Genomic DNA, 17,210 nt, shown 5'->3' with positions numbered 1-17,210 from the left:
TCAATGTAGCACAGGTTTCGAAATCTGCTTTACGCAGTTCCACCTACGGTCAAGCCGTCGATCCGCAAGGTGGGCTGCCCCACCCCCACAGGAACGCTTTGGCCTTCCTTGCCGCAGGTGCCGACGCCGCTGTCGAGCTTCATGTCGTTGCCGATGAGCGAGACGCGCTTGAGGCACTCTGGTCCACTGCCCACAATGGTGGCGCCCTTCACCGGGTACTGCACCTTGCCGTTCTCCACCCAGTAGGCTTCGGAGGCCGAGAACACAAACTTGCCGCTGGTGATGTCGACCTGACCACCGCCGAAGTTGACGGCGTACAGGCCCTTCTTGATGCTCTTGACGATTTCTTCTGGCTCCTTGTCGCCACCCAGCATGTAGGTGTTGGTCATGCGCGGCATGGGCACATGGGCGTAGCTCTCGCGCCGGCCATTGCCGGTGGGTTTTACACCCATGAGGCGGGCATTCATGTTGTCCTGGATATAGCCCTTCAAGATGCCGTCTTCGATCAGCACATTGCGCTGGCTGGCATTGCCTTCGTCGTCCACATTCAGCGAACCACGGCGGTCGGCAATGGTGCCGTCGTCCAGCACGGTCACGCCCTTGGCGGCCACGCGCTGGCCGATGCGGCCGCTGAAGGCGCTGCTGCCCTTGCGGTTGAAGTCGCCTTCCAGCCCGTGGCCAATGGCCTCGTGCAGCAGGATGCCGGGCCAGCCCGAGCCTAGCACCACGGTCATTTCACCGGCGGGCGCAGGGCGTGCGTCCAGGTTGGTCAGGGCTGCGTGCACGGCCTGCTCCACATACTCTTCAATCTGCGCGTCGCTGAAATAGGCCAGACCAAAGCGGCCACCGCCACCGCTGGAGCCCACTTCGCGGCGGCCCTTTTGTTCGGCAATCACGGTCACGCTCAGGCGCACCAGCGGGCGCACATCGGCGGCCAGCGTGCCGTCGGCGCGCGCCACCATCACCACGTCGTATTCGCTGGCCAAACCGGCCATCACCTGGATCACGCGCGGGTCTTTGGCGCGGGCGAGCTTTTCCACCTTGCCCAGCAGCTCCACCTTGGTGGTGCTGTCCAGTGTGGCAATCGGGTCCACGCCGGGGTAGAGCTTGCGGCTGTTGGCGATCTTGGTGGCGGGTGTCTTGGCACGCTTGGACTGGGCCGCACTGGAGATGGTGCGCACGGTACGCGCCGCGTCCAGCAGGCTGGCCTCGGAAATGTCGTCGGAATAGGCAAAGGCGGTTTTCTCGCCACTCACCGCGCGCACGCCCACGCCTTGGTCGATGCTGAAGGAACCCGTCTTGACGATGCCCTCTTCCAGACTCCAGCCTTCGGATCGGGTGTACTGGAAATACAGGTCCGCCTCATCGACCTGGTGCGCCTTGATTTCGTTCAGGGCTTTGGTGAGATGGCTCTCGTCCAGCCCAAACGGGGTCAGCAGCAGGGACTTGGCCGTGGCCAGGCGTTCGATGGTGGGTTCGCGGGTGATCATTCGGCCATTTTAGGCCGCTGCAGAAAGGCCAGCAGGGCGCCGTCATCCAGCCCCTCCAACCCTGCGGCTACTGCCGCGGCAAACACTGCGCTGGCGCTGGCACCCAGCGGGCCGACAAAGCCCTCGTGGGCCGCGGCCTCCTGCGCCAAGCGCGTGTCCTTGGCCAGCAGCGTCATGTGGGCGCGCGGTGCCAGGTCGCCCGCAATAGCGCGGCGCATGCGGTCACTGCCAATCCAGCTCTGGCCACTGGACTGCTCCACCACATCCAGCGTGCGCCCCAGGTCCAGCCCCATGCGACCGGCTAGCGCCATCACTTCGGCCGCGCCCACCAGGTTGATGCCAGCCAGCAGGTTGTTGACGAGCTTGGTGCGCGCGCCGTCACCCACGCGTTGGCTGATGCGGAAGACTTTGGTGGACAACGCATCCAGCAAGGTCTGCACACGCGCGACCGCGGCATCTTCGCCAGCCACCATCAGGCTCATGCTGCCGTCGCGCGCCCGGACCGGGCCACCGGACATGGGCGCGTCGATGGTCTGGATACCGCGCTCGGCCAGTTGGGCGGCAATAGATTCGACGTCTTGCGGGGCGATGGTGGGACACAGCAGCACCACATGGCCCGCCGGTAGGTGCGGCGCAAGCCCCTTGGCACCGAACAGCACGTCACGGGTCTGCGCCGCGTCCACTACGCAGACGATAGTTGCTACAGACTCAATAGCTGCTTGCGCAATATCCACAGGGGCTAGAGCACCAAAAAGCACCAAATCCTGCACCTTGGTGGCATCCACGTCGTGCACCCACGGCGCCCAGCCCAGACTGCACAGGCGCTGCGCCATGGCGCCGCCCATGTTGCCTACGCCGATGATGCCGACGCGGAAATGGGCCCCCACGCTTGTCGCTTCGCGTACTGCGCTGCCCCCCAAGGGGGCCCTCGCGCCTTGGGGCGGCCCGGCGGCGCTCATCTCAGCTTTGCACCAAGCGTTTGGAGTTGGCGATGGACATCAAAATCCCCAGCGCCAGCCCCAGCGTCACCATGGCCGTGCCACCGTAGCTGATGAAGGGCAGCGGCACGCCCACCACAGGCAGGATGCCGCTGACCATGCCCATGTTCACAAAGGCGTAGGTAAAGAAGATCATGGTCACCGCGCCGGCCAGCAGGCGCGAGAACAGCGTGGGCGCTTCCAGCGCAATGGCCAGGCCGCGCAGGATCAGGAACACGAAGGCCGCCAACAGGCACAGGTTGCCGATCAGGCCAAACTCTTCCGAGAAGGCGGCAAAGATGAAGTCGGTGGTGCGCTCGGGGATGAACTCCAAGTGGGTTTGTGTGCCCTTCATGAAGCCCATGCCGGTGATGCCGCCCGAGCCAATCGCGATCATGCCCTGGATGATGTGAAAGCCCTTGCCCAGCGGGTCCCTGGTGGGGTCCAGCAGGGTGCAAATGCGCTGCTGCTGGTAGTCGTGCAGCACCGCCCAGCGCACACCGTCGGCACACAGCTGCGGTTCAAACACCACCAGCAACACAATGCCCACCAAGCCAATCGCCACCGGCGGAATCACCAGCTTCCAGCTCATGCCGGCAAAAAAGATAACGGCCAGGCCCGCCGCCAGCACCAGCAGTGAGGTCCCCAAGTCCGGCTGGCGCATGATCAGCCCCACAGGCACCAGCAGCAGCCCGCCTGCCACCACAAAGTCCAACGGGCGCAACTGGCCCTCGCGCTTCTGAAACCACCAGGCCAGCATCAGCGGCATGGCAATCTTGAGGATCTCGCTAGGCTGGATCACGATGCCCACGTTCACCCAGCGCCTGGCTCCTTTTTTTGTAATGCCAAAGATGGCCACTGCAATCAACAGCGCCACGCCCACCAGGTACAGCGGCACTGCCACCGCCATCAGCCGCTGCGGCGGCACCTGAGCCACCACAAACATGATGGTCGCCGCAATCAGCATGTTGCGGCCATGGTCTTCAAAGCGGGTGCCGTGGTCGTAGCCCGACGAGTACATGGTGAGCATGCCCGCACACGCCAGCATGAAAACCGCAAACGCCAGCGGCCCGTCAAAACCTGCAAACCAGGGCGCGATGCGCTGGCGCAGGGGGACTTTTCCGAATTGGTAAGACATAGGAGGGCAATTATCCCGCCAACTATCATGGCCCCATGGCCTCCGATCCCACGAAACATCCGACGACCCACCTGCTGTACCTGCACGGTTTCCGCTCCTCGCCCCAGTCCACCAAGGCGCGCCAGCTCGCGGCCCACATGGCGGCGCACCACCCGCAGGTGCAGTGGTGGTGTCCGCAGCTCCCGCCCTCCCCCAAGGAGGCGATGGACCTGCTGCGGGACGGCATTGCCACCTGGCCACGCGACACCATGGCCGTGGTGGGCTCTAGCCTGGGCGGTTTTTATGCCACCCATGTGGCCGAGTACACGGGCTGCCGCGCTGTGCTGGTCAACCCGGCGGTGGACCCGGCGCGGGACCTGGCCACATACATCGGTGAGCAAACCAGCTGGCACGATCCCGAAGAGCGCTTTTTCTTCCGCCCGGAGTATGTGGACGAGCTACAAGCACTGGCCTGCGGCCCTCTGGCCCAGCCCGAGCGCTACCTGGCCTTCATCGCCAAGGGCGACGAGGTGCTGGACTGGCGCGAAATGCACGCCCGCTACGCCCGCAGCGCCATGCACCTGCTGGAGGGTGGCGACCATGCTTTGAGCGATTTCGTGGACCACATGCCCCAGCTTCTGGCCTTTTTGGACCTGTGATGCGCCGCCCCCACGCTCCACCGCCATGCGGGTCGCTGCCCCCCCAAAGGAGGCTAATTTTCCTTGGGACGGCCCGGCGGAAAATTGCACCGTATTTGCGGGGACAATCTACCCCCTATGTTTGTACTGTTTGAAGAAGCCGGAAAGTTCATGGCCGGCCGCGTGCTCTCCGAGGCCGAGGCCTCGGCCCAGGTGGAGCTGGATTCCGGCAAGCGCGTCAAGGTCAAGGCCGCCAATATTCTCATCAAATTTGAGAAGCCCGCCCCGGCGGAGCTGATCGCGGCCGCGCAAGCGCAAGCCCAGGCGATTGAGCTGGACATGGCCTACGAATTCGCGCCCGACGAAGAATTCGGCTTTGCCGACCTTGCCAAGGACTATTTCTCCGCCCAAGCCACGCTGACCGAGCAGGCCGGCATGCTGTTCAAGCTGTTCGACACGCCGCACTACTTCCGCCGCGCGGGTAAGGGCCGCTTTAAGAAGGCGCCGGCCGACATCATTGCGCAGGCGCTGGCCGCCATCGAGAAGAAGCGCCTGATTGCCGAGCAGATCGCCCAGTGGGCGACGGAACTGGGCGCGGGTACCTGTCCCCAACCCATCAAGGACCAGCTCTACAAGATCCTCTTCAAGCCCGACAAGAACGCGCCTGAGTACAAGGCCGTGGTCGAGGCCAGCCGCACCACGCACACCGCCCCGCTGGAGTTGCTGCAAAAGGCTGGCGCCATCGCTTCGCCCTACCAGTTCCACTGGAAGCGCTTCTTGCTGGAGAACTTCCCCAAGGGCACGGGCTTTCCCGCCATCACGGCGCCAGCCATTGCCGATGAGCTGCCTGTGGCACCGGTGCAGGCTTTCTCCATTGACGATTCGCAAACCACCGAAATTGACGATGCCTTGAGCCTGCAAGGTCTGGGCAGCGGCACCGTCACGCTGGGCATCCACATTGCCGCGCCCGGCCTGGCCGTGCAACCCGGCAGCCCCGTCGACGTGCTGGGCCGCGCCCGCCTGTCTACCGTCTACATGCCGGGCTACAAGGTCACCATGCTGCCCGACGACGTGGTGCAAACTTACACGCTGCAGGAAGGGCGCGACTGCCCGGCCGTGTCACTGTATGTGACGCTGGACGAGGCGACGCTGGAAATCAAGGCGAGCAAGACCAAGTTGGAGCGCGTTCCCATCGCCCACAACCTGCGCCACGACCAGCTCGACGCGGTGGTGACCGAGCAGTGGCTCACCGACCCGGCTTTTAACCATGAAAATGACGTGCAGCCCGCATACAGCCTGCGCGAACAGCTATCATTTTTATACCGCCTGGCGCGCGACCTGAAGGCCAAGCGCGAGGTGGTGCGCGGCAAGCCCGAGACCTTCAACCGACCGGACTACAACTTCCGCCTGCAGGGCAACGACGGCGCCGAACCACAAGGTGATGAAACCGTACTGATCAGCGTCCGCCAGCGCGGTGCGCCGCTGGACCTGATCGTGGCCGAGGCCATGATTCTGGCCAACAGCACCTGGGGCAGCTGGATGGCCGAGATGGGCGTGCCCGCCATCTACCGCAGCCAGGCCAGCCTGGCACCCGGCGTGAAGGTGCGCATGGGCACCAAGGCGCTGCCGCATGCCGGCATTGGCGTGAAGAGCTACGCCTGGTCGACCTCGCCCCTGCGCCGCTACACCGACCTGGTGAACCAGTGGCAGATCATGGCCTGCGCCCGCCACGGCAAAACCGCGGCCCTGGCTGCGCCTTTCAAGCCCAAGGACGCCGAGCTGTTCGCCATCATTTCGGCCTTTGACACCGCCTACAGCGCTTACAACGGCTTTCAGGGCGGCATGGAGCGCTTCTGGACCATGCGTTATGTGCAACAGCACGGCATCACCGAGCTGGTAGCCACCGTGTTCAAGGACGGCATGGTGCGGGCGGACGACATTCCGCTGGTGCTGCCGGTGATGGGTGCCCAGGGCCTGCCGCGCAACGCCAAGGTGCGTGTAAAGCTGGGCGAGATGGACTTGATCACGCTGGATGTGCACGGCACCGTGACCGAACGTCTGGACGTGCCCGCCGATGCGCCGGTCGAAGCCGATGAGGCCGAGGACGACGAGGACGTGGCGGGGCCGATTGCCATCGCCGTTGATGTGAACGAAGCGCCTGAGGGCGGCAGCGATAATTCCGCCTCGTGAAGCTCCACCACATCACCACACTCCAATGGGCGCTGGGCGTCTCCATCGCGGTCCACGCGGTCTTGCTGACCGTGCGCTTTGTGGACCCCGAGGCCTTCAACCGCGTGTTTGAAGACCAGCCGCTGGAAGTGATTCTGGTGAATGCCAAGAGCAACGAGAAGCCCGACAAGGCCACAGCCATCGCGCAAACCTCGCTGGCCGGTGGTGGGGATGCCGACAAAGGCCGTGCCACCAGCCCCTTGCCACCCTCGCTGTTGACCGATGTGGGCGATGCGATGGAGGTAGAATCCTCCAAAAAGCTGCAAACCCTGCAAGAGCAGCAAAACCTGCTGCTGGCCCAGGTGAAGAGCCAGCTCGCCGCCCTGCCCCCCATCGACCCCAGCCAGGCAGCCAACAAGGCGGAACAGGCTGAGCGCGAGGAGAAGCGCCGCCAGCTCATCAAGCTGCTGGCCGAGATTGAGCGCCGCATCAATATGGAGAACGCGCGGCCCAAGAAGCGCTATATCAGCCCGGCCGTGCGCGAGGAAATTTACGCCGTTTACTACGACGGCCTGCGCCGCGCCATTGAAGACCGGGGCACCGACAACTTTCCGCAAAGTGGCGGCAAAAAACTATACGGTGAACTCACCATGGTAGTGACCGTCAACTTCGATGGCCGCGTACTGGCCACCGAGGTGGTACAAAGCTCGGGCAATCCCACGCTGGACAAACGCGCCGAAGCGATTGCCCGCACGGCGGGGCCGTTTGGCACCTTCAGCGCCGCCATGCGCCGCCAGGCCGACCAGATCCTGGTCGTCTCGCGCTTCAAGTTCACCCGCGACGAGACGTTGGAAGCCAAGGTCTCCGCCTCGCAATGAAACTGCTGTGGCGCTGGCTCTGGCTGTGTGTGCTGGCCCTGCTGGCACTGCAGCTCTACTTTGTGGGCCGCATCGCCGCCATGGCGTTGGTAGCCCCACAAAGCACGGCCTTTGAACGCTCCGAGGCCTGGCGCATCCACACCGAAAAGGGCGAGCTGCGTTGGCGCCAGGAATGGGTGGACTATGCGCAAATCTCTGACAACCTCAAACGTGCGGTGATTGCCTCCGAAGACGATGGCTTCAGCCAGCACGATGGCGTGGACTGGGAAGCGCTGGAGAAGGCCTGGGCCAAGAATGCCAAGGCCGAACAGCGGGCCGAGCAAAGAAAGACCACCAAGCCGCCCAAGATTGTGGGCGGCTCCACCATCACGCAGCAGCTGGCCAAGAACCTGTTTTTGTCGGGCGAGCGCACGCTGATGCGCAAGGGCCAGGAGTTTGTGCTGACGCTGTTGCTGGAGCATTTGCTGAGCAAGCAGCGCATTCTGGAGATTTACCTCAACAGCGTGGAGTGGGGCGAAGGCGTGTTTGGTGCTGAGGCTGCAGCCCAGCACTATTTCCGCAAGTCCGCCAGCAAGCTCAGCGCTTTCGAGGCTGCACGTCTGGCAGTCATGTTGCCGCGACCCAAGTACTTTGAGAAAGTGCCCAACTCGGGCTACTTGGCGAGCCGTGCGGGGACGATTGTGGCGCGCATGCCTGACGCACAACTGCCTTAATTCCAAACGCTGCAGACGAAGCGCTTTGGCATTCGCCCGCAGCGGAACAGGGGCAAGCCCCGCCGCTCGTGTCCCCCGGCCCTCCAGGGCCTCCTCCTTTACCTCGCTTTGGTGCTCACCCCTGCTCCGCTGCTCGATGCCGTGTGAACTACCTGGCGACCCACCATAGCCTCGGCTCCGGTGGGTGGGGTGCTTCGCGCAGTGAGGTCAAGGAGGAGGCCCTGGAGGGCAGGGGGACACGAACGGAGTGAAGTACCCCGCCCGCCGGAGACAGCACACACACCGAACGCCAAGAGGAAGTTCGGTAGGTATCATCCCCTCCATGCTAGCCAAGTTGATGAGTTACTTTTTGCTCGGTTTGATCCGGGTTCTGACCGGTGCGCAAGCGCGCTGGCACGGCTGCCCGCCCAAGGCCGAGCAGCGCATTTATTTTGCCAACCACCAGAGCCACGCCGACCTCGTGATGATCTGGGCCGCCCTGCCCAAGGAACTGCGTCACATCACCCGCGCCATCGCCGCCAAGGACTACTGGACCAAGACACCGTTCAAACAATGGCTGACCAGCGCTGTCTTCAACGTGATCTATGTCTCACGCGACCGCACTGCCGATGAAGACCCGCTGGAGCCATTGGTGGAAGCACTGACAAACGGGGACTCCATCATCCTCTTCCCCGAAGGCACACGCGGCCATGCCGAAGAGCCCCAAGCCTTCAAGGCGGGGCTCTACAACCTTGCTACCCGCTTTCCCAACGTTGTGCTGGTTCCCGCCTGGATCAACAATGTGCAGCACGTCTTGCCCAAGGGTGAGGTGGTGCCGGTGCCGGTGCTGTGCTCCGTCACCTTCGGTGCGCCCATGCAGGTGGAAGCTGGGGAAGACCACCGCAGCTTCGCTACGCGCGCACGCAATGCTGTGATCGCGCTGCGCGAGGTGTAAAGGCGTCTATGTATTTCTTTCTCAAGAATTTGACAGCCACCCAGCAGATTGGCGCACTATTCATCATCGTGTTTGGCCTCTTGCTGCTCTCCAGCATCGCGGCCTTTGTGTTGTCGCTACGCGAGTATGGGGACGACGAGGCTGGCGATCTGCGCCGCAAGGAGCTCAAAAGCCTGGACGGTGTGATCCGCACCAGTTGGTTCATGATGTTTGTGTTCTGGGTCGGCTGGGTGGCGGGCGACTGGGTGGCGCTCACGCTGTTCGGCCTGGTGTCCTTCTTCGCGCTGCGCGAGTTTTTAACGCTCTCCCCCACCCGCCGGGGTGACCACCGCAGCCTGGTGCTGGCCTTCTTTGTGGTGCTGCCACTGCAGTACTGGCTGGTCGGTACCGAGCACTTCGACATGTTTGCGGTGTTCATTCCGGTCTATGTCTTCCTCGCTCTGCCGCTGACCAGCGCGCTGGCCAACGACCCTCTGCGCTTTCTGGAGCGCAATGCCAAGCTGCAATGGGGCATCATGGTTTGCATCTACGGCATGAGCCATGTGCCCGCGCTGCTGATGCTGAACTTCCCCGGCTATGACAACAAAAACGCCTTCATGGTGTTCTTCCTCGTGCTGGTGGTGCAAACCTGCATGGCGACGCAGCACCTGGTCTCGCGCAAACTGCAGCGCTCACCCGTCGCGCCGGCCATCAGCCAAAGTTTCAACTGGCCCAGCTGGGGCATTGGCATTGCAGTGGCAAGCGTATTTGGTGCGGCCCTGGCGGGCATCACCCCCTGGGTGCCGGGCACGGCATTCGCCTTCAGCTTCATCGCCTGTGTGGCGGGCTCCATGGGGCACTTTGTGATGAAAGCCCTGAAACGTGACCGCGGCATCCCCAGCTGGGGCCGCGAGGGCAACGGGGTGACTGGCGCCGGTGGCCTGCTGGACCGGGTCGATGCACTGTGTTTTGCCGCCCCCGTGTTTTTTCACTCCGCCAAGTGGTATTTTGACCTCTAGACCTTATGGATACTGCGCAAGCAGCTCCTAAACCAATAGCATGCGAATCCTTGGCATTGACCCTGGCCTGCGCACCACCGGCTTTGGTGTGGTGGATGTGGTGGGCGCAGACGTGCGCTATGTGGCCAGTGGCACCATTGGCACCCAGCACCTCGACACACGCGCCTTGCCCGAGCGACTGAAGGTCTTGTTTGATGGCATTGGTGAGGTGGTGCAGCGCTACCAGCCCACGTGTGCGTCAGTCGAAATCGTCTTCGTCAACGTCAACCCGCAGTCCACATTGCTGCTGGGCCAGGCACGCGGCGCACTGATCACGGCGCTCGTTACCGCCGGTTTGCCTGTGGCCGAGTACACCGCGCTGCAGATGAAGCAGGCGGTAGCGGGCCATGGCCGCGCGCACAAGGACCAGATCCAGGAGATGGTGAAACGCCTGCTCAACCTGCCCGGCCTGCCCGGGCCGGACGCGGCGGATGCGCTGGGCCTGGCTATCACCCATGCCCATGCGGGCAAGGCCTTGGCTCGACTCACCGCAGCAGACGGAGTTGGGGGCAATGGCAAGGTGTCTTACCGCGCCGGACGCCAACACTAGCTGCACCATATTGATGCAAGTCAGCTCGATTAAATAAATCACAGTTAGCATGGAGGCCCGCCCTTTTATGCATGCGCCATGCCCACTCGACTGGTTCTCGCCAACCTTCTACTTCTGGTTGCCAGTATTGCATCTCGAAGTGCGATTGCGGCACCTCAGGACGTTGCGAACCACCGTCTGGTAGCCTACACCGAGCAATGGCCCCCCTATAACTTCAGTGAATCAGGCAAGGTGCAAGGTATCGCAACCGATATCTTGCGCGCGGCATGTGAGTTGGCCGAGCTGCGTTGCAGCTTTCAGGTCGTGCCTTGGGCACGCGGCTACAAAGTGGTCCGCAGTACCGCCAATACGGTGCTCTACACCACCGCACGCAAACCCAGCCGGGAAGATCACTTCCTCTGGGTGGGCCCCTTGTTACCACGCACCACGTGGGTCTACGCCCGCAACATCCCTGGTGCGCCCCCGCGCGAGGCCAAAGAGTTGGCGCAATTGCGCATTGGCGTGGTACGCGAAGAGGCCGCTATGCAAGACCTGCAAGCGGCGGGGGTGCCGGCCAGCGCGCTGATAGAGGAAAGCTCCAACGACGCCGTGTTCCGCATGTTGATGGGGGATATGGTCCAAGCCATGGTGGACACGGAGGTTGGCATGGCCTGGAACCTGCGCAGCGTGGGCCGGCCCACTGGCAGCGTCACCAAACTGCTCAAACTCAGCGACGATGGGGGCTATTACTTTGCCCTCAACCGGCAAAGCAACCCGCTCATGGTGCGCAAACTGCAGCAGGCCGTCGACAAACTGCGTGCTGATGGCCGCTTGGACGCCATCGTCAAAAACTACGAGCCTGCACCCTAGACCTTGGTGTCCAACAAGGCCCCAGCCATCTGGTTGCTGGTCTTGAAAACCGCAAGATTGGCAATAAAGCTGTGCTTGGCCTGCAACTGGGTCACCACGTCCGTTTCCACCGCATTGCCGGCCACCTCTGCCTGTCGCACGGTGGTGCTGACACCGCCGCCCGCTTGCTCGGTTTGCACTGCTTCCTGGCGCTTGAAGCCATCGGTGGCCAAGTTGGCCACATTGTGGGCACTGGCGTTGAGCGAGGTTTGCGCCGCATTCATGCCTGACAAAGCGATCGAAGACAAAGAGTTCATGGCGCCATCCTTTGACAAAAAAGTCCGCAGATTCGACGTGGATTATCGTGCCGGCCAGCCACTTACTCAAGGCGGAACACAGACACCACCCGTGCCAGGCTATTGGCCTGCTCTTTGAGGCTGGCGGCTGCGGCCGCGCTTTCCTCCACCAACGCCGAGTTTTGCTGCGTCATCTGGTCCAGCTGGCCCACGGCCTGGTTGACGCCAGAAATACCCTGGCTTTGCTCCGCCGTGGCACTGCGAATCTCGCCAATCATGTCGTTGACCCGCTGGACGGAGCCCACTATCTCCTCCATGGTGCGACCGGCATCACCCACCAGTTGGGTACCGGCCTCCACCCGCTCGACAGACGCATTGATCAGCGACTTGATCTCTTTGGCGGCCTCCGCCGAGCGACCGGCGAGGCTGCGCACCTCAGACGCCACCACTGCAAAGCCGCGGCCCTGCTCTCCGGCACGTGCAGCCTCCACCGCCGCGTTGAGCGCCAGAATGTTGGTCTGGAAGGCAATACTATCAATCACACTGATGATGTCACTGATGCGTTTGCTGCTGGCGTTGATCTCTCCCATGGTGCTCACCACCTCGGAGACCACGCGGCCACCGCGGCTCGCAACCTCTGATGCTGTTGCAGCCAATTGGCTGGCTGTGCCTGCGTTGTCGGAGGTTTGACGCACCGTATTGGTCAAATCCTCCATGGAGGACGCTGTCTGTTGCAAATTGCTGGCCGTTTGTTCGGTTCGTTGCGACAAGTCCGCATTGCCTTGGGCAATTTCGCTGGATGCCGTGGCGATGCTGTCGGTCGCATTGCGCACCTCTGACACCAGCGAACGCAGCGACTGGACCATCTGTGACAGGCCCCCGACCACACTGCCAGCATGGGCCGGTGGCAAATGAACCGCCAGATTGCCCGCGGCCACCTGGGACATCGCTTGGTATGCCTCCTGAGGCTCCCCGCCAATTTGTCCCAAAACCGATTTGGCAACGGCGCCACCAATGCCACCAATCACCAGCAGCATCACCACCAGCACGGCAGCTCCGCCCAGCACCTTGCTGCGCACGCTGGCATCCAGATCATCGGTGTACAGACCAGAGCCCACCATCCAGTTCCATCCGTCCACTTTCATCACGTACTGGAGCTTGGGCACAGGCTCGGTTTGGCCGGGCCTGGGGAACATGGTAGGTACAAAAGCACGGCCGTTGGGGCTTGCCTTGATGGCGTCGATGAGCGACACGATGATGTCCGTCCCGGAGCCATCCTTGATCTTGCCAACCATGTTCTGCCCAGCCCATTCCGGCTTGATGGGGTGCATCACCCCAACACCGTCCAGCGACCAGATGTAGGAGTACTCGGTCTTGCCCTCGGGCCCGCCATAGCGGGAGAGGCCAACGGCCAGAGCCGCCGCCTTTTGAGCCTCTTCCAGTGGCATGGCGCCACTGTCGGCGCGCGCCTTGTAACCCATCACCACGGTATGCACGGACTGGACCGCCGTGACCAGTTGGTCTTGGCGGGCCTGGATGATGTTGGCTCGCAGGTCCAGCACGGACACCACCGCCATCACGGCAACCGCCAACAAGGAGGCTGCAACGAGCAGCGCAATTTTCGCTTTGAAGCTCAGGCCTTGGATCATGGGAGTCTCCGGTAGTTGTTGTCAGGCTTGTTCGCCTGTTATACGCCGCTCACGCCACAGCGTGCCAGAAACCTGTGCGTTTGACCAGCCTAAGCTGCATTCCCCACGACGGCGCCGTGCGTTGCGTAGGCTCAGGCGACACGTTCCAAAATCAGGACGGCGAAGAAGCCCCCCGCAGCCAGCAGGGTCCATTTGAGGGTGATCCAGCCCCACTGGCGAAAGCGCGGCTGCCCCGTACCCACATAGATGGCAAAACACACCGCTGCCCCCAGCAGACACAGAAGGATCAGCCATCGAAACAGCAGCATAGGGGTAGTGTTACCAAGCGCGCGCAGGTTGGGCAAAGCCCGCGGGGGCCTGCTTTACATCTTCAAATGTCACCACGTCCCAGCATTCGGGATGGGCCTGCAGTTCGCGCAACAACTTGTTGTTAAGTGCATGACCGGAGCGGCGTGCGCTGTAGGCCGCCAGCAAAGGCTTGCCCACTATGTAGAGGTCACCCATGGCGTCCAGAATCTTGTGCTTGACGAACTCGTCGTCGTAGCGCAAGCCGTCGGCATTGAGCACCTTGTAGTCGTCCATGACAATGGCGTTGTCCAGACCGCCCCCCAGAGCCAGGCCATTGGCGCGCATCATTTCCACATCTTTGGTGAAGCCAAAGGTGCGTGCGCGTGCAATGTCGCGCGAGTAGGAATCCGTACTCAGGTCAAACTCCACGCGCTGGCCGGTGGAATCCACGGCGGGATGGTTGAAGTCGATCTCGAAGCTCAGCTTGTAGCCGTGGTACGGATCCAGACGCGCCCACTTCTCGTTGGCGCCCTCGCCTTCGCGCACTTCCACCGGCTTGGTCAGGCGGATGAAGCGACGCGGCGCGTTCTGCATCTCGATGCCTGCGCTTTGCAGCAGGAAGACAAAGGAGGCTGCGGATCCGTCCAGGATGGGAATTTCCTCGGCCGTGATGTCCACAAACAGGTTGTCCACCCCGAGACCGGCACAGGCCGACATCAGGTGTTCCACCGTGTGCACTTTGGCATTGCCGCAGGACAAGGTGGACGCCAAGCGGGTATCAGTCACGGACTCGGCCGAAACCACAATGTCCGGCGCATTCGACAAATCCACCCGGCGAAACACGATGCCCGTATCCGGCGCAGCGGGCCGCAGCGTGATCTCGACACGCTGGCCGCTATGCAGGCCCACGCCGACGGCGCGGGTCAGGGATTTGAGGGTTCGTTGTTTCAGCACAGGCTGGATTTTACCGGGGCGCCAATTCCACATTGTTCTGACGGTCAGTCCGCTTGCTTGCGCAGGAAGGCGGGAATTTCGTAGTCGTCCATGCCGCCGCTGGATAGCGCGTCAACCTTTGCAGCAGCCTGCGTACGGTTGGTACGCCACACGCTGGGCGTGGCCATGCTGCCGTAGTCGGGCTGGCTGGCCGCATGGCCGGTGCCGCCCAAAGCTGCTGCCGCGCCGGAGGGCTGGGCAATGGTATTCAGGGTAGGCACATGGAAAGGCACGTTGTCGGTACCTGTGCGCAGCACCTGCAGCGGAGGCGCAGTGCGGCGGGCGCCCTGGCGGCTCAGGCCGGTAGCGACCACGGTCACGCGGATCTCTTCGCCCAACGAGTCGTCATAGGCGGTACCGTAGATCACGTGGGCATCGGGCGAAGCGTAGGCGCGGATGGTGTTCATCGCCAACTTGGACTCGGACAGCTTCAAGCTTCCCTTGGCCGCAGTAATCAGCACCAGCACACCCTTGGCGCCCGACAGGTCGATCCCTTCCAGCAGTGGGCAGGCCACGGCTTGCTCGGCGGCAATGCGTGCGCGATCTGGGCCTTTGGCCACAGCGGTACCCATCATGGCCTTGCCGGGTTCGCCCATCACGGTGCGCACGTCTTCAAAGTCGACGTTCACATGACCGGGCACGTTGATGATTTCCGCAATGCCACCAACGGCGTTCTTGAGCACGTCGTTGGCGTGGGCAAAGGCCTCGTCCTGGCTCACGTCATCACCCAACACCTCGAGCAGCTTTTCGTTGAGCACCACGATGAGGGAGTCCACATTGGCTTCCAGCTCCTGCAATCCAGCGTCAGCATTGCTCATGCGGCGGCCGCCTTCGAAGTCGAAGGGCTTGGTCACCACACCCACCGTCAGGATCCCCATTTCCTTGGCCACCTTAGCGATGATGGGGGCCGCGCCGGTACCGGTGCCGCCGCCCATGCCGGCGGTGATGAAGAGCATGTGTGCGCCGTCGATGGCGGTGCGGATATCGGCCTCGGCTTGCTCGGCAGCTTCACGGCCCTTGTCTGGCTTGCTGCCGGCGCCCAGGCCGGTGCCACCGAGCTGGATGGTCTTGTGCGCGGTGCTGCGCGAAAGGGCCTGTGCGTCTGTGTTGGCGCAAATGAATTCCACGCCGCCCACGGCGGTCTGGATCATGTGCTCGACAGCGTTGCCGCCGCCGCCGCCCACGCCGATGACCTTGATTTGTGTGCCTTGGTTGAATGCTTCTTCTTCGATCATTTCGATGGCCATGTTGTTACTCCTGAAAAACTATGTAATTGAATGTTTAAAAACTGCCTATGGGTACGGGGTGTGGGGTCGGTGTTCATTTATGAAGGTGGACTCCCCCGTGCATGCCACAGGGCGTACCCGCATCGCGGCGGCCCGGCGGCGTTGAATGTCTGGCGGTGCATGGCTAGAAGTTCCCCACAAACCAGTCCTTGACGGAACTGAAGGCGGTTTTCACCGAACCGGCCTTTTGCGCTACTTTGTAGCCACGCATGCGGGCCAAGCGGGCTTCTTCGAGCAACCCCATGACGGTGGCCGCACGGGGCTGCGCCACCATGTCCGCCAGCGCACTGTTGTATTTGGGGATGCCGCGGCGCACCGGCTTGAGGAAGATGTCCTCGCCCAGCTCCACCATGCCCGGCATGATGCAGCTGCCACCCGTGAGTACGATGCCGCTGGATAGCACCTCCTCGTAGCCCGACTCGCGCATCACCTGGTTTACCAGGCTGAAGATCTCTTCAATACGCGGCTCTATCACGCCGGCCAGGGCCTGGCGGCTCAGCATGCGCGGGCCGCGGTCACCCAAACCAGGTACTTCCACCTGCACCTCGGGGTCCACCAACAGCTGCTTGGCGTGGCCGCTCTCCACCTTGATCTCTTCCGCATCCTTGGTGGGCGTGCGCAATGCCATGGCGATGTCGCTGGTGATCAGGTCACCGGCAATCGGGATCACCGCCGTGTGGCGAATTGCACCGTTGGTGAAGATGGCCACGTCGGTGGTGCCGGCACCAATGTCCACCAGCGCCACACCCAACTCGCGCTCATCTTCGGTCAGCACGCTCAGGCTGCTGGCCAGCGGGTTGAGCATGAGCTGCTCCACTTCCAGGCCACAGCGGCGCACGCACTTAATGATGTTTTCCGCCGCGCTTTGGGCGCCGGTCACGATGTGCACCTTGGCTTCCAGGCGGATGCCGCTCATGCCAATGGGCTCGCGCACATCCTGGCCGTCGATGATGAATTCCTGTGGCTCCACCAGCAGCAGGCGCTGGTCGGTGCTGATGTTGATAGCCTTGGCGGTTTCCACTACACGCGCCACATCCGCCTGCGTCACCTCGCGGTCCTTCACCGCCACCATACCGCTGCTATTGATGCCGCGGATGTGGCTGCCCGTGATGCCGGTGTAGACGCGGCTGATCTTGCAGTCGGCCATGAGCTCGGCCTCTTTGAGGGCCTGTTGGATGCTGGCTACCGTGGCATCGATGTTGACCACCACGCCGCGCTTCAAACCGTTGCTGGGCGCGATGCCCAAACCCGCGAGCTTGAGCTCGCCCCCGGGCATGACCTCTGCCACCACCGCCATCACTTTGGCTGTGCCGATGTCCAAGCCCACTACCAGATCTTTGTACTCTTTTGCCATATGGGGTCCTGCA

At 62.7% G+C, this 17,210-nt stretch carries 17 protein-coding genes; 8 read left to right on the top strand and 9 right to left on the bottom strand.

The genetic code is table 11. The features are described 5' to 3' along the window. Window positions 1-29 precede the first annotated feature (29 nt). The 3 genes from tldD to rodA are packed head-to-tail and all read right to left on the bottom strand — an operon-like array spanning window position 30 to window position 3,605. Window positions 30-1,490 carry a metalloprotease TldD gene (gene tldD, locus CHU94_RS17130; RefSeq protein ID WP_094482102.1) on the bottom strand — a complete coding sequence of 487 codons (1,461 nt, stop codon included), beginning with the start codon at window positions 1,488-1,490 and terminating at the stop codon, window positions 30-32. Beyond that, complete coding sequence (locus CHU94_RS17125) at window positions 1,487-2,449, bottom strand: NAD(P)-dependent oxidoreductase (RefSeq protein ID WP_094482100.1); 963 nt, start codon at window positions 2,447-2,449, stop codon at window positions 1,487-1,489. The genes tldD and CHU94_RS17125 overlap by 4 nt, the downstream gene beginning before the upstream one ends. A gap of 1 nt (window position 2,450) precedes the next feature. Beyond that, the gene (rodA, locus tag CHU94_RS17120; RefSeq protein ID WP_094482098.1) at window positions 2,451-3,605 is read right to left on the bottom strand and encodes a rod shape-determining protein RodA; all 1,155 of its coding nucleotides are present in this window, start codon (window positions 3,603-3,605) and stop codon (window positions 2,451-2,453) included. Window positions 3,606-3,640: 35 nt separating this feature from the next. Between rodA and CHU94_RS17115 the strand changes: the two genes are divergently transcribed. The 8 genes from CHU94_RS17115 (at window position 3,641) to CHU94_RS17080 (ending at window position 11,352) form a co-directional block, all read left to right on the top strand. After that, window positions 3,641-4,243 (top strand): YqiA/YcfP family alpha/beta fold hydrolase, encoded by a 603-nt coding sequence (locus CHU94_RS17115; protein WP_094482096.1) that lies wholly within the window; start codon window positions 3,641-3,643, stop codon window positions 4,241-4,243. Between the two features lie 117 nt (window positions 4,244-4,360). Beyond that, window positions 4,361-6,412, top strand: a complete 2,052-nt coding sequence (locus CHU94_RS17110; protein WP_094482094.1) for a ribonuclease catalytic domain-containing protein — start codon at window positions 4,361-4,363, stop codon at window positions 6,410-6,412. Beyond that, the gene (locus tag CHU94_RS17105; RefSeq protein ID WP_094482092.1) at window positions 6,409-7,269 is read left to right on the top strand and encodes an energy transducer TonB; all 861 of its coding nucleotides are present in this window, start codon (window positions 6,409-6,411) and stop codon (window positions 7,267-7,269) included. The genes CHU94_RS17110 and CHU94_RS17105 overlap by 4 nt, the downstream gene beginning before the upstream one ends. After that, window positions 7,266-7,982 carry a monofunctional biosynthetic peptidoglycan transglycosylase gene (mtgA, locus tag CHU94_RS17100; protein WP_094482090.1) on the top strand — a complete coding sequence of 239 codons (717 nt, stop codon included), beginning with the start codon at window positions 7,266-7,268 and terminating at the stop codon, window positions 7,980-7,982. The genes CHU94_RS17105 and mtgA overlap by 4 nt, the downstream gene beginning before the upstream one ends. Before the next feature lie 322 nt (window positions 7,983-8,304). Further along, the gene (locus tag CHU94_RS17095) at window positions 8,305-8,916 is read left to right on the top strand and encodes a 1-acyl-sn-glycerol-3-phosphate acyltransferase (protein WP_094482088.1); all 612 of its coding nucleotides are present in this window, start codon (window positions 8,305-8,307) and stop codon (window positions 8,914-8,916) included. An 8-nt stretch (window positions 8,917-8,924) separates the two neighbouring features. Further along, window positions 8,925-9,914 carry a phosphatidate cytidylyltransferase gene (locus CHU94_RS17090; RefSeq protein ID WP_094482086.1) on the top strand — a complete coding sequence of 330 codons (990 nt, stop codon included), beginning with the start codon at window positions 8,925-8,927 and terminating at the stop codon, window positions 9,912-9,914. Between the two features lie 40 nt (window positions 9,915-9,954). Then, complete coding sequence (gene ruvC, locus CHU94_RS17085; RefSeq protein WP_094482084.1) at window positions 9,955-10,503, top strand: crossover junction endodeoxyribonuclease RuvC; 549 nt, start codon at window positions 9,955-9,957, stop codon at window positions 10,501-10,503. 78 nt (window positions 10,504-10,581) lie between these two features. Then, a complete protein-coding gene (locus CHU94_RS17080; protein ID WP_094482082.1) occupies window positions 10,582-11,352 on the top strand; it encodes an ABC transporter substrate-binding protein in 771 nt (256 codons plus the stop codon). Here CHU94_RS17080 and CHU94_RS17075 read toward each other — a convergent pair. The 6 genes from CHU94_RS17075 to ftsA all read right to left on the bottom strand — a co-directional run bounded on the left by CHU94_RS17075 (window position 11,349) and on the right by ftsA (window position 17,197). Next, window positions 11,349-11,648, bottom strand: coding sequence for a flagellar basal body protein (locus tag CHU94_RS17075; protein ID WP_094482080.1), 300 nt, complete (start codon window positions 11,646-11,648; stop codon window positions 11,349-11,351). The two genes, CHU94_RS17080 and CHU94_RS17075, sit on opposite strands and share 4 nt — an antisense overlap. Before the next feature lie 62 nt (window positions 11,649-11,710). Further along, window positions 11,711-13,276, bottom strand: a complete 1,566-nt coding sequence (locus tag CHU94_RS17070; RefSeq protein WP_094482078.1) for a methyl-accepting chemotaxis protein — start codon at window positions 13,274-13,276, stop codon at window positions 11,711-11,713. Between the two features lie 131 nt (window positions 13,277-13,407). Further along, on the bottom strand, window positions 13,408-13,584 hold the full coding sequence (locus tag CHU94_RS19310; RefSeq protein WP_176452069.1) for a hypothetical protein: 177 nt from the start codon (window positions 13,582-13,584) through the stop codon (window positions 13,408-13,410). 10 nt (window positions 13,585-13,594) lie between these two features. Next, window positions 13,595-14,518, bottom strand: coding sequence for a UDP-3-O-acyl-N-acetylglucosamine deacetylase (gene lpxC, locus CHU94_RS17065; protein ID WP_094482839.1), 924 nt, complete (start codon window positions 14,516-14,518; stop codon window positions 13,595-13,597). A 44-nt stretch (window positions 14,519-14,562) separates the two neighbouring features. Next, entirely contained in the window at window positions 14,563-15,804 is a 1,242-nt protein-coding gene (gene ftsZ, locus CHU94_RS17060; protein ID WP_094482076.1) for a cell division protein FtsZ, read from the bottom strand. A 163-nt stretch (window positions 15,805-15,967) separates the two neighbouring features. Continuing rightward, complete coding sequence (gene ftsA, locus CHU94_RS17055; protein WP_094482074.1) at window positions 15,968-17,197, bottom strand: cell division protein FtsA; 1,230 nt, start codon at window positions 17,195-17,197, stop codon at window positions 15,968-15,970. Window positions 17,198-17,210: the final 13 nt, after the last annotated feature.

The organism is Rhodoferax sp. TH121 (genome assembly GCF_002251855.1).
Classification (GTDB): domain Bacteria; phylum Pseudomonadota; class Gammaproteobacteria; order Burkholderiales; family Burkholderiaceae_C; genus Allorhodoferax.
This window is presented reverse-complemented; position numbering and strand designations above follow the sequence as displayed.